Origin of the sequence: Comamonas suwonensis (genome assembly GCF_012844455.2) — a bacterium.
Classification (GTDB): Bacteria; Pseudomonadota; Gammaproteobacteria; order Burkholderiales; family Burkholderiaceae_C; genus Comamonas; species Comamonas suwonensis.
In genome coordinates this window covers 163744-176398 of sequence record NZ_JABBCQ020000004.1, presented here as the reverse complement: position 1 = coordinate 176398, position 12655 = coordinate 163744, and the positions used below count along the sequence as shown (strand labels likewise).

11 protein-coding genes are annotated in these 12655 nt (G+C 59.2%); all 11 read left to right on the top strand.

Annotation, left to right across the window (positions count from 1 at the left end):
* Nucleotides 1-138: 138 nt before the first annotated feature.
* The 11 genes from dksA (at nucleotide 139) to mraY (ending at nucleotide 12655) form a co-directional block, all read left to right on the top strand.
* A complete protein-coding gene (dksA, locus tag HF327_RS06160) occupies nucleotides 139-882 on the top strand; it encodes an RNA polymerase-binding protein DksA (protein WP_198460432.1) in 744 nt (247 codons plus the stop codon).
* A gap of 46 nt (nucleotides 883-928) precedes the next feature.
* Nucleotides 929-2638 (top strand): STAS domain-containing protein, encoded by a 1710-nt coding sequence (locus tag HF327_RS06155; protein ID WP_169107409.1) that lies wholly within the window; start codon nucleotides 929-931, stop codon nucleotides 2636-2638.
* 174 nt (nucleotides 2639-2812) lie between these two features.
* Complete coding sequence (gene hslV / locus HF327_RS06150; RefSeq protein ID WP_099737814.1) at nucleotides 2813-3358, top strand: ATP-dependent protease subunit HslV; 546 nt, start codon at nucleotides 2813-2815, stop codon at nucleotides 3356-3358.
* 77 nt (nucleotides 3359-3435) lie between these two features.
* A complete protein-coding gene (gene hslU, locus HF327_RS06145; RefSeq protein ID WP_198460431.1) occupies nucleotides 3436-4758 on the top strand; it encodes an ATP-dependent protease ATPase subunit HslU in 1323 nt (440 codons plus the stop codon).
* Between the two features lie 355 nt (nucleotides 4759-5113).
* Entirely contained in the window at nucleotides 5114-5542 is a 429-nt protein-coding gene (mraZ, locus tag HF327_RS06140; protein ID WP_169107408.1) for a division/cell wall cluster transcriptional repressor MraZ, read from the top strand.
* Between the two features lie 9 nt (nucleotides 5543-5551).
* Nucleotides 5552-6481 carry a 16S rRNA (cytosine(1402)-N(4))-methyltransferase RsmH gene (rsmH, locus tag HF327_RS06135; protein WP_169107407.1) on the top strand — a complete coding sequence of 310 codons (930 nt, stop codon included), beginning with the start codon at nucleotides 5552-5554 and terminating at the stop codon, nucleotides 6479-6481.
* Nucleotides 6482-6524: 43 nt separating this feature from the next.
* Entirely contained in the window at nucleotides 6525-6812 is a 288-nt protein-coding gene (ftsL, locus tag HF327_RS06130; RefSeq protein ID WP_169107406.1) for a cell division protein FtsL, read from the top strand.
* Nucleotides 6809-8557, top strand: a complete 1749-nt coding sequence (locus HF327_RS06125; protein WP_169107405.1) for a peptidoglycan D,D-transpeptidase FtsI family protein — start codon at nucleotides 6809-6811, stop codon at nucleotides 8555-8557. Before ftsL ends, HF327_RS06125 begins: the two co-directional genes overlap by 4 nt.
* Nucleotides 8554-10059, top strand: coding sequence for a UDP-N-acetylmuramoyl-L-alanyl-D-glutamate--2,6-diaminopimelate ligase (locus HF327_RS06120; protein ID WP_169107404.1), 1506 nt, complete (start codon nucleotides 8554-8556; stop codon nucleotides 10057-10059). The genes HF327_RS06125 and HF327_RS06120 overlap by 4 nt, the downstream gene beginning before the upstream one ends.
* Nucleotides 10056-11486, top strand: a complete 1431-nt coding sequence (locus HF327_RS06115) for a UDP-N-acetylmuramoyl-tripeptide--D-alanyl-D-alanine ligase (RefSeq protein WP_169107403.1) — start codon at nucleotides 10056-10058, stop codon at nucleotides 11484-11486. Before HF327_RS06120 ends, HF327_RS06115 begins: the two co-directional genes overlap by 4 nt.
* Nucleotides 11477-12655 (top strand): phospho-N-acetylmuramoyl-pentapeptide-transferase, encoded by a 1179-nt coding sequence (mraY, locus tag HF327_RS06110; protein WP_169107402.1) that lies wholly within the window; start codon nucleotides 11477-11479, stop codon nucleotides 12653-12655. Before HF327_RS06115 ends, mraY begins: the two co-directional genes overlap by 10 nt.

Here is a 12655-nt window from a genome sequence, read left to right as displayed (position 1 = left end):
CGACGTCAGTTTTTGAAATTGTGGGGTATGTGCAACGGTTGGAGGATGAGTCGGCGGTCGTGGCTACAATGCCGCCCCTAAAGAGGGTGTTAGTGCAATCTTGCTCTGCAAGGACACTGGACTGTGAGGAGACAGGACATGAACACTGTGAAAACCAAGCAAACCAAGGCAGCGGCCAAAGCCGCAGCCATGGCTTTGCACTCTGGTGGTGCCGGGTCCTCTTTGGTGGGTATGGCTGCGGACAAAGCGCAGCTGGCACCCGGGGTACAGGGGATCTCTTCCAGCGCACCCAAACCCAAACGATCTGCAACGCTTCCTGCGCGGCAGCCTGAAACAGATGCTCCGCCCCTGGCTCCCATCAGCGCCGAGGCAGCGGTAACCCAAAGTGATAAGAAAGCTATGACCAACACAAAGCAAGCCGCGATCAAGAAGGATCCCAAGCTGGCCAATGCCTGGAAAACCAAGTCGGTGGAGGAATTGACCGATGCTGAGGTGCTGGCCATGTCTGACGACGACTACATGAACGATGCCCAGCTGGCTTACTTCCGCCGTAAGCTGGTCACGCTCAAGAATGACATGCATGTGAATGCGGGTGAAACCGCAGAAAACCTGCGTGAAGACACCGTGGTGGTCCCTGACCCAGCAGACCGTGCCACGATCGAAGAAGAGCATGCTCTGGAACTGCGTACCCGCGACCGCGAGCGCAAGCTGCTCAAGAAGATCGATCAGTCCATCGCCCGCATCGATGCAGGCGATTACGGATACTGCGATGAAACGGGTGAGCCTATCGGTGTAGGCCGTCTGCTGGCGCGCCCCACAGCTACACTGTCGCTGGAAGCCCAGCAACGCCGTGAACTCAAGCAGAAGATGTACGGCGATTGATTTGCATCAAATGTTAATGGGGTTGCAGGCATCAAAGTAGAGGACCATGGCTAAAGAAGAAAACAAATCGGGCGGATTGCTGTCCAAGGTGGCGCGCTTTGTGCGTCATCCGACCGTCAATTGGTCCGAATTGGAGAATCTGGACCAGGACAGCGACGAGAGCCAGTACAGCAAGCAAGCGCTCAAGGAAATGCTGGAGCGCAAGCGCCAAAATGACTTTGTGCGCAAGCGCGAATTTGAGCAGCTGCGCAAGATGCGTCAGGCGCAGCTGGTCAAAGCCTCGGTCACTGTCAGAGCTCCGCTGGAGACGCCTACCCCATTAGCCGCATCGGCTTTCTTGCAGACTGCGCAGAACTCCATTCTTGGAGAGCGTGCAGACACCATCAAGAAAATCGATGAAATCGAAGCGCAGATGGCTCAGCAATGGTGGCGCGGCAAACAGGTCGCAGACGCGGCCACTATGCCGCTGCAGCTGCCTGAGGGTGGCAACACCATGCCTTCGGTCTTCAGAACACAGCCTCCCGTGCCGGAAAGCGCACTGCCCATGCTCAGTGATGCCTTGCCCAGCGGGTTCACGCTGCCTCAGCCCGGTGCAGACATCAAGCCCTTGCAGGGCTACACAGATTTTTCCCCTGGCTTTGCATCGACCGAGGTTTCCGCTCCGGTTGAAGTCGGCATGGTTCCGCCTTCTTTTGTGCGTTTTGAGCACGATGCGGAGCTGGAAGATGCGGCCATTGTTTTTGCCAGTGGCGATAACGAAGGGGCCGAGGCCTGTCTCAAGGCCCTGATTGCCCAGCGGACCCAGAGCACGCCTTCGCAGCTGCCGGTATGGCTGGCGTTGCTGGACATGTACCGAGCGGCGGGCATGCAGGCACAGTTTGAAGACGCTGCCATGGACTTTGTGGCGCGCTTTGGACGTTCCGCGCCGCAATGGTTTGCCATGCCGCAGCAGGCCGGCAAGCTCAGTGAAACAACGCCAGAAACGCCTCAGGCAGGCTTTCACTGGTCTGCGTCTGTGCAATTGGGCGAATCCAGCCTCAGGGCTTTGCAGGTCAGCAAGGCGCGCAGTCCTGGTCCGTGGGTCATGGACTGGAGCGCCCTTGAGGTGATTGACCCGAACGTAATGGCTCCAATGCTGGAAGCCGCCGAGCAATGGTCGGCTCAAAAAGGGCAACTGGTGTTTGCCGGGCATGAGCGACTGCTTTCGGTGCTCAGCAAACATGCGCCTTCGGGTGACCGCGAGGTTGATCAGAACTGGTGGTATTTGCGACTGGCCATGCAGCGCCTGATGCATCTGCAAGATGATTTTGAATTGACAGCACTGGATTACTGCGTGACCTATGAGCTGTCGCCGCCATCCTGGGTTGACCCTGTCTGCGGCTATGCGAACGAAGGTCAGGATCAAAAGCGTGCCTATCAGGACAGCCTGTTGACGGGTCCTGAAACGATTCAGCCGAGCATGCTCTGGAAGGAGCACAAGCCACGCTTTGCGCTGCAGGGTGTGATTGACGGCGATGCGCTGCCATGGCTCAGCGAAGTGCAGGGCAAGGCCAAGCTGGGCGAAGCCCTTGCCATTGACTGCACAAGGCTGGTGCGCATGGACTTTGCGGCAGCGGGATCGGTGCTGAACTGGGCGGCGCAAATGCAGGAACTGGGTCATGTGCTGCAGTTCAGCCAGTTGCACCAGTTGCTGGCCGTGTTCTTCAATGTCGTGGGCATTCAAGAGCACGCTCAGGTAATTCCTCGAAAAGACTGATACCTCCTGGGGCGCTTTGCGCCTTCCCCTTTGTGGAGGGGGTGACGCCATCGCCGCGCGGCCGCTCTTGCCATCGCTTCTAGTGCTGCGCTGCGCCGGTTTCTGGATGGTATTTCTTCAAATTTAATTTTTTCGGGCTCTTGAGGTCGCTGTAGCTTGCCCCATCTGCAGCAGATGGAACAGTTTCACGGCACCACCATCATTAGCGTGCGCCGCCAGACTCCCGAGGGCGTACAAGTCGCCATCGGTGGTGATGGTCAGGTCACATTGGGTCACATCGTCATCAAGGGCACGGCGCGCAAGGTGCGCAAGCTCTATCACGGCAAGGTGCTGGCGGGTTTTGCGGGTGCGACCGCAGACGCTTTCACGCTATTTGAGCGCTTTGAAGCCAAGCTGGAAAAGCACCAGGGCAATCTGACGCGCGCGGCCATTGAGCTGACCAAGGAATGGCGTACCGACCGCGTGCTGCGCAAGCTCGAAGCCATGCTGGCCGTGGCCGATGCCACCACCTCCCTCATCATTACCGGCAATGGCGATGTGCTTGAGCCCGAGCAGGGCATTGTCTCCATCGGCTCAGGCGGTGCCTATGCACATTCCGCTGCCAAGGCGCTGCTCAATAACACCGAGCTGTCGGCCGAAGACATTGTGCGCAAATCGCTGGCGATTGCCGGTGAGCTGTGCATTTACACGAACATGAATCACACGATTGAGACGCTGTAAGCGCTTCACTGATCTAATTTGATAGCTGCTTGCGCTTGATTGATAAGCGCTAGCGGCCATTTGACTGAGAAAACCCCATGTCTTCTGCCATGACTCCCCAGGAGATCGTCTCCGAGCTGGACAAGCACATCGTCGGCCAGCACGGTGCCAAGCGTGCCGTGTCGATTGCGCTGCGTAACCGCTGGCGCCGTCAGCAAGTGCCTGATGGCCTGCGCCAGGAAATCACGCCCAAGAACATTCTGATGATCGGCCCCACTGGCGTGGGCAAGACCGAGATTGCGCGTCGCCTTGCAAAATTAGCCGATGCGCCTTTCATCAAGGTCGAGGCCACCAAGTTCACTGAAGTGGGTTATGTCGGCAAGGATGTGGACGCCATTATTCGCGATCTGGCCGAGGTCGCTGTCAAGCAGACCCGCGAGTCAGACATGAAGAAGATGCGTGCCCGTGCCGAAGATGCGGCTGAAGACCGCATTCTCGATGTGCTGGTGCCGCAGGCACGCACCGGAGAGGTGACGGCCGATAACACGGCACGCCAGGTTTTCCGCAAAAAGCTGCGTGAAGGCCAGCTCGATGACAAGGAAATCGAAATCGACATCGCGGAGCAGCTGCCTCAGGTGCAGATCATGGGTCAGCAGCCGGGTATGGAGGAAATGGCCGAGCAGTTGCGCGGCATGTTTAGCCATATGGGCCAGGAAAAGCGCAAGACCCGTAAGCTACCTATAAAAGAGGCGCTGAAGCTGCTGACCGACGAAGAAGCCGCGAAGATGGTGAACGAGGAAGATGCCAAGACACGCGCCATCGCCAATATGGAGCAGAACGGCATTGTCTTCATCGACGAAATCGACAAAGTCGCGACGCGCCAGGAAACCAGTGGCTCTGACGTGTCACGCCAAGGCGTGCAGCGTGATCTGCTGCCGTTGGTGGAGGGCACCTCGGTGTCTACCAAATACGGCGTGGTCAAGACCGATCACATCTTGTTTATTGCCTCGGGTGCGTTTCATCTGTCCAAGCCCAGTGATCTGATTCCTGAGCTGCAGGGGCGTTTCCCCATTCGCGTGGAGTTGGAATCGCTGTCGGTTCAGGACTTCGAGGCGATTCTCATGCAGACTCACGCCTCGCTGGTCAAGCAGTATCAGGCGCTTCTGGCGACTGAGGGTGTGACGCTGGAGTTCAAACCTGACGGTATCACCCGCCTGGCCACGATTGCCTTTGATGTCAATGAGCGCACTGAGAATATTGGTGCGCGCCGTCTGTCCACGGTGATGGAGCGTCTGCTGGATGAAGTCAGTTTCGATGCGGTCAAACTTTCGGGTCAGACCGTGATCATTGACGCGGCCTATGTGGACCAACGCCTGCAAATGCTGAGTCAGGATGAAGACCTGTCGCGCTTCATTCTTTGAAGTTCTGAGCGCTTGATTCGAGCTGCCCGCCTGTGCGGGCAGTTTGCATTTGTAGGAGAAGGGCCAGAGTTAAATCAGTTCTTTCCATTGAATTGCTTGGTTGCAATTGATGGACCGAATGAGAGTCCACATGCATTGAGTTTGCTAAGTGCTTGTAAAGGAAAGGTATTTTCAAAGTGGGCCTTTTGTTTTTTGCTCTAAGTGCTTGATTTCATTGCAAATAATTGTTCCTTTGCGTTTGGAATACCCTGAAATTGCTGATACAGTGCAAAAAAGTGCAATTAAGTGGTGAAAGTTGCCCTCGTGCCTGCTTTTTGAAGGAACGAGTGGCTCCAGATGACCGGAGCAATTAGCCGTGTTTCAAGGGGCGTCCTCGCTAAATCTCGATGGAAAAGGGCGGCTGTCTGTGCCGACCCGGCATCGTGACGCCCTTTTATCGATGGCTGAAGGTCAGGTCACCTTCACCAAGCATCCCGATGGTTGTCTGTTGCTCTTTCCGCGGCCGGAGTGGTTGCAGTTTCGCGAACGTGTCGCACAACTGCCGATTACCGCTCAGTGGTGGAAGCGCATTTTTCTGGGCAACGCGATGGATGTGGACATGGATGCGACCGGCCGACTGCTGATCTCGCCTGAGTTACGTGAGGCTACAGGTCTGACCAAAGAGGTCTTGATGCTGGGCATGGGGGCGCATTTCGAGGTCTGGGATAAGACCACGTATGAAATGCGCGAAGCGGAAGCGCGCCAGCAACCGATGCCGGCGGCTTTCCAGGATTTTGTTTTGTAGGAAGAGCTTGTGAATCAGCCGTTGCAACATATCACCGTCTTGCTTGACGAGGCCGTGGACGCCTTATTAGGTGGTGCTGCCCAGCCGCCTGCGGGCCAATGGGTGGATGCAACGTTCGGTCGGGGAGGTCATTCCCGGCTCATATTGCAGCGATTAGGGCCAGATGGCCGATTGGTTGCGTTCGACAAAGATCCGGACGCAATCGCTGAAGCGGCGCGCATCACCGATGCGCGTTTTTCGATTCGGCACGAAGGATTCAGTCATCTCAATGAACTGCCCGAAGGCAGCGTGCAAGGGGTGTTGATGGATCTGGGCGTGAGCTCGCCCCAGATTGACAACCCAGACCGGGGCTTCAGCTTCCGCTTTGATGGCCCTCTCGATATGCGCATGGATACCACCCGTGGGCAGAGTGTGGCCGAGTGGCTGGAAGATGCGGAAGTGCAGCAGATTGCGGAGGTGATACGTGATTACGGCGAAGAACGGTTTGCTGGCCCCATTGCAAAGGCGATTGTTGCGAGGCGCGAAAGCCAGGGCCCATTGCGCACCACCGGTGAGCTTGCCCAGCTCGTGGCTGGTCAAGTCAGGACCCGCGAAGCTGGGCAGAATCCGGCTACACGGACCTTCCAGGCTCTTCGGATTTTCATCAATGCCGAACTTCAGGAGCTTGAACAGGCGCTAGAAGCAAGCCTGCGCGTGCTGGCGCCCGGCGGGCGTCTGGCCGTGATCAGCTTCCACTCGCTGGAAGATCGCATCGTCAAGCAGTTCATCGCCAAGCACTCCAAGGAGGTCTATGACCGCCGTGCTCCGTTTGCACTGCCAACGCCCATGCGCTTGAAGGCGCTGGACCGCATCAAGCCCAGCGCTGCTGAAGTCGACGGCAACCCGCGTTCACGCTCTGCCGTGATGCGTGTGGCCGAGCGCACCGAGGTGCCTGCATGATGCACCGCCATGCCGCTCAGTGCATGGCTGCGGGAGGGCTGCCATGCTGCGCATAAACCTGCTGCTGCTGCTGGCGGTGATGATGAGTGCCATTTTTCTGGTGCATACCCAGTATGAGTCGCGTCGGCTGTTTACCGAGCTGGATCGCGCCGAGACTGAATCGCGTCGTCTGGCAACGGATCAGCTGCGACTGCAGGTGGAAAAACGTGCGCAGGCCACGCCTCAGCGTATCGAGACGCTGGCGCGTGACAAGCTGCAGATGAAGCAGGCTTCGCCAGCTATTACCCAGTACGTGCAGGAAGGTTCCGCAACCGGAGCCGCAGTGCAATGACGCGCAGTGTTCTCTACACCACCAGCCCTTTGCTGGCATCCAAGACCCCGCTGTGGCGTAGCAAGTTCATTGTGGCTGCGCTGGCGCTGGGCTTTGTGGGTCTGGGCGCGCGCGCGGCCTATGTGCAGGTGTATGCCAACGATTTCTTCAAGCGCCAGGGCCTGGTGCGTTTTGCACGCACGCTGGAATTGCCGGCCAACCGTGGCCGCCTGCTTGATCGCAATGGCCTGATTCTGGCGTCCAGCGTGCCTGCGGCCAGCATCTGGGCCATTCCTGAAGACGTGGATCTGAAGGATCCCGAAGTTCAGAATAAGCTCAAGGATGTGGCCAAGCTCATGGACATGCCCTTGAAGGCTTTGATGGAGAAGCTCGACGTTGAGGACAAGTCCTTTGTCTGGGTCAAGCGGCAGCTGGACTGGGATGTGGGCCAGAAGATTGTGGCGCTCAATATCAAGGGCATCTACAACCGCAAGGAATACAAGCGCCAGTACCCCGAAGGGGAGTCGGCTGCGCACATCGTCGGCTTCACCAATGTGGAAGATCATGGTCAGGAAGGCATGGAGCTGGCCTTTGACAAGGATTTGGCCGGCAAGCCCGGCTCGCGCCGCGTCATCAAGGATCGTCTGGGCCGGGTGGTCGAAGGCGTGGGCGATGAAGTACCGCCGCAGGACGGTCAGGACATTCAGCTGTCCATCGACAGCAAGGTTCAGTACTACGCCTACCAGAAGCTCAAACAGCAGGTCGAGTTGAGCAAGGCCAAGGCTGGCAGCGTGGTGGTGATGGATGCCCACACCGGCGAATTGCTGGCACTGGCCAACTACCCCAGCTATGACCCCGGCCACCGCAAGAATCTGACGGGCGAGCAGTTGCGCAACCGCGCGCTGACCGATACGTTTGAGCCCGGCTCGACCATGAAGCCCATTACCGTTGCGGCAGCGCTGGAGCTTAAGCGGGTCAAGCCTTCCACCATTATTGATACGGCACCCGGCCGCTATACGGTGACGGGCTCGACCATCACCGATACGCACAACTATGGCGCGCTGACGGTGGAGGGTGTGATCCAGAAGTCCAGTAACGTGGGCGCGACCAAGGTCGCTCAAAAGCTTTCGCCGCAGGAAATGTGGGAGTACTTCAGCGCTCTTGGCTTTGGTCAGAAGCCACAAATTCAGTTTCCCGGTGCGGTCTCTGGCCGCCTGCGTGCCTGGAAGACCTGGAAGCCGATTGAGCAAGCCACCATGTCTTACGGCTATGGCTTGTCGGCCTCGCTGTTCCAGATGGCACGCTCGTACACCGTGTTTTCCAATGACGGCAACGTCATTCCATCCACGATTCTGAAAACGACCGAACCGCCCGTGGGCGTGCGCGTGATCTCTAAAGAAAATGCGGCCGCCGTGCTGCACATGCTGCGCATGGCTGCAGGCCCCGGCGGTACAGGCCAGAAGGCTCAGGCCGAGGGCTACACCATTGGTGGCAAGTCCGGTACGGCCCGCAAGCAGGTCGGTAAAAACTATGCAGCCGGCAAGTACCGCGCCTGGTTCACCGGCATCGCCCCTATCGACAAGCCTCGCATCATCGTGGCCGTGATGGTGGATGAGCCCACCGCTGGCTCTTACTACGGCGGTACCGTGGCCGGCCCCGTTTTTGCCGATGTGGTGCAGCAGACGCTGCGCTTTATGGGCGTTCAGCCCGACAAGGAAGTCAAGCCTCTGATCGTGGCTGCGCCGCCTGAGGAGCCTGTGCTATGAGCACTCTGATTCAAACACTGAACAACGCAGCCGAGGCCGTGGCCTGGTTGCGTACCCGCGTGCAGGGCGACCTGCAGACAGATAGCCGCAAGGTCAAGGCGGGTGATGCCTTTATCGCCTGGCCGGGCGCTGCCGCCGATGGCCGAGCCTATGTGGCGAAGGCGCTGGAGCTGGGCGCGGCTGCCGTACTGGTAGAAGCCGATGGCCTTGACGCCTTTGCGCTGAACAGCGACAAGATTGCCGCACTCAAGGGCTTGAAGGCCGCCACCGGCCTGATCGCCGACGAATGGTTTGCGCACCCTAGCCGCGAATTCGACGTACTGGCTGTGACCGGCACCAATGGCAAGACTACCTCGGCCTGGTGGCTGGCTCATGCACTATCAAAAGTGAAGCTGAATGCGCGCACTGGCTGTGCGCTGGTAGGCACTTTGGGTGTTGGCGTGCCGCCTGCACTCGAATCGACTGGCATGACCACGCCCGACCCGGTGCTGCTGCAGCGCGTCTTCCGCAGCTGTGCCGATCAAGGCCTGGCTGCCTGCGCGATTGAAGCCTCGTCCATTGGCATCGTCGAGCACCGCCTGGACGGCAGCCAAGTTCGCGTGGCGCTGTTCACCAACTTCACGCAAGACCATCTGGACTACCACGGCAGCATGCAAGCCTACTGGCAAGCCAAGGCCCAGTTGTTTGAATGGCCGGGTCTGCAGGCCGCGGTGGTCAATATTGATGATGCCCATGGAGCCAAGCTGTGGGCCAAGTTGCAGGCCCGGCCGCTGGATGTGTGGAGTGTCTCCATTCAAGGTCCGGCCCGTCTGCAGGCCAAGGACATTGGTCTGGGCGATGAGGGTCTGAATTTCACCGTGATGGAAGCGGGTCACAGCCTGCGCATGAATACGCGTCTGGTTGGCCAATACAACGTCTCCAATCTGCTGGGCGTGCTGGCGACCTTGCGCAGTCTGGGTCTGTCGCTGGAAGAGGCGGTGGCCGCGTGCGCCGATCTGGAGCCTGTGCCCGGTCGCATGCAACAAATTGCCAAGCCTGAGCTGCCGCTGATTGCCGTGGATTACGCCCACACTCCCGACGCTCTTGAAAAAGCCTTGCGTGCTCTGCAGCCAGCGGCCCAGCAGCGCGGAGGCAAGCTCTGGTGCGTGTTTGGCTGTGGCGGTGACCGTGATAACAGCAAGCGCCCCTTGATGGGCCAGGCTGCGCAGGCGAATGCCGACTGCGTGCTCGTCACCAGCGATAACCCGCGCAGCGAGCGGCCTGAAACCATCATCGATCAGATTCTGGCCGGCATGCAGCAGGGCGAGACATTGCATGTTCAGGCCGACCGTGCGGTAGCCATTGCGCATGCCATTGCCCAGGCCGACGCGCGCGACGTGGTGCTGATTGCAGGCAAGGGACATGAAGATTACCAGGAGACGAAGGGCGTTCGCCAGCCGTTCTCCGATATGGCTGAAGCGCAAAAAGCGCTGACAGTCCGCGAAGGAAAGATACGGTCATGATGACCCTGGTAAAAGCGCTGGAGCTGATCCAGACGCATATCCCCCAAGCCCGCCTGATCGGCGACGGCAACACTGTGCTGGCGCGCGTGCACACCGATACGCGCACGCTGCAAGACGGGGATTTGTTCGTAGCCCTGAAGGGCGAGCGTTTTGACGCCCATGATTTTCTGCCGCAGGCTAAAGGCTCGGGTGCTGTGGCAGCGCTGGCCAGTCAGGGTCTGGCGCAAGCGGGTCTGTCCGGTATTGAAGTACCCGACACCTTGCTGGCGCTGGGCGCCCTGGCTCGCGCATGGCGCGCGCAGTTTGATCTGCCGCTGATTGCCGTGACCGGCAGCAATGGCAAGACCACCGTCACGCAGATGATTGCCTCCATTCTGCGCACGCATGTGGGTGGGTCGGGGGACTCCGCGCTGGCCACGCGTGGCAACTTCAACAATTCCATCGGCATGCCGCTGAATCTGCTGCGCATGTCGGGCGAGCACCGCATTGCCGTGCTGGAGATGGGCATGAACCATCCCGGCGAAATCGCCGAGCTGGCAGCCATTGGCCAGCCCACGGTGGCACTGGTCAATAACGCCCAGCGTGAGCACCAGGAGTTCATGCACACGGTGGAAGCCGTGGCGCGTGAAAACGGCTCGGTGCTGAGCTTTCTGCCCCAAGATGGCGTGGCCATCTTCCCCGCAGGCGATGAATACACGCCGCTCTGGACTGAACTGGCAGCAGGCCGCCCCTGCCTGCTTTTTGGCGACGCCGCCGATGGTGCACAGGTTTTTGCCACGGATGTGGCATGGGAAAACGGTGCCTGGAGCTTTGTGCTGAACACCCCGCAAGGCAGCGCCGCAGTGCAGCTGCACATTGCCGGTCGCCACAACGTGGGCAATGCGCTGGCCTCAGCCGCTTGCGCCCATGCCGCCGGTGTACCGCTGGCTGCTATTGCTCAGGGGCTCTCTGGCTTTGAGCCGGTGACGGGTCGCTCGCGTGCGCTGGCTGTGCAGATCAATGGCCAGAGCGTGACCGTGGTGGACGACACCTATAACGCCAACCCCGACTCTGTGGCGGCAGCGATTGCCGTGCTGGCTGAGCTGCCTGCGCCGCGCCTGCTGGCGCTGGGTGACATGGGCGAAGTGGGTGACAACGGCCCGCAGTTCCACACCGAAGCGGGTGTGCTGGCCAAGCAGGCGGGCATTGAATATTTGTACACGCTGGGCGCACAAAGCCCGTTTGCAGCTACTGCCTTTGGCAGCGGCGCTCAGCATTTTGAGAGCATGGCTGCCTTGCAAAAGGCGGCATGCGAGGTCTTGCCCAGTCTGGGCAGTGTGTTGGTCAAAGGTTCACGGTTCATGAAGATGGAGCAAGTAGTGCAGGCTGTGCAAGCCTGTGCAGACAAGGAGCAGGGCAACTGCGGGGAGAAAACTGCATGCTGCTGATGCTCGCTCAATGGTTGCAGGGCATCTCGCCCGAATTCGGATTCCTGCGCGTCTTCCAGTACCTGACGCTGCGCGCCGTGCTGGCCGCTGTCACGGCCTTGCTGATTGGTCTGATCGTCGGCCCCAAGGCGATTCGCATGCTGACCTCGCTCAAGATCGGTCAGCCCGTGCGTGGCTACGGCATGGAGACCCATCTGGTCAAAAGCGGCACTCCCACCATGGGGGGCGTGCTGATTTTGTTCTCTATCGCTGTGTCTACCCTGTTGTGGTTTGACCTGTCCAACCGCTTTGTCTGGATTGTGCTGCTGGTCACACTGGGCTTTGGCGCGATTGGCTGGGTGGATGACTGGCGCAAGGTCGTGAACAAGGACCCCGAGGGCATGCGCTCGGGTGAAAAGTACTTTTGGCAGTCCGTCATCGGTCTGCTGGCTGCGCTGTATCTGGTGTTCTGCATTTCCGAGAACAGCAACGCGGAAGTCTTCGGCCTGTTCATCTCCTGGGTGCAGTCCGGCTTCTCTATGGACTTGCCCCCCAAGGCGGGCCTCATGGTGCCGTTCTTCAAGGAAGTCAGCTACCCGCTGGGGGTGCTGGGCTTTATCGTCATGACCTATCTGGTCATCGTGGGTGCCAGCAATGCGGTCAATCTGACGGACGGTTTGGATGGCCTGGCCATCATGCCGGTCATCATGGTGGGCACGGCGCTGGGCATTTTTGCCTATGTGACGGGTAACGCCACCTATGCCAAGTACCTGCTGTTCCCCAGCATTCCCGGCACGGGAGAGCTGATGGTGTTCTGTGGTGCCATGGCAGGGGCCGGTCTGGCCTTCCTTTGGTTCAACGCCCACCCCGCTCAGGTTTTCATGGGTGACGTGGGTGCTTTGGCACTGGGCGCTGCCTTAGGCACCATTGCCGTGATCGTGCGCCAGGAAATCGTGCTGGCCATCATGGGCGGCATCTTTGTGGCTGAAGCCGTCTCGGTGATGCTGCAGGTGATGTACTTCAAATACACCAAGAAGCGCTATGGCGAAGGCCGCCGGCTCTTGAAGATGGCTCCTTTGCACCACCACTTTGAAAAGAGCGGCTGGAAGGAAACGCAGGTTGTGACCCGCTTCTGGATCATCACCATGCTGCTGTGCCTGCTGGGTCTGTCGACCCTGAAGCTGAGGTAA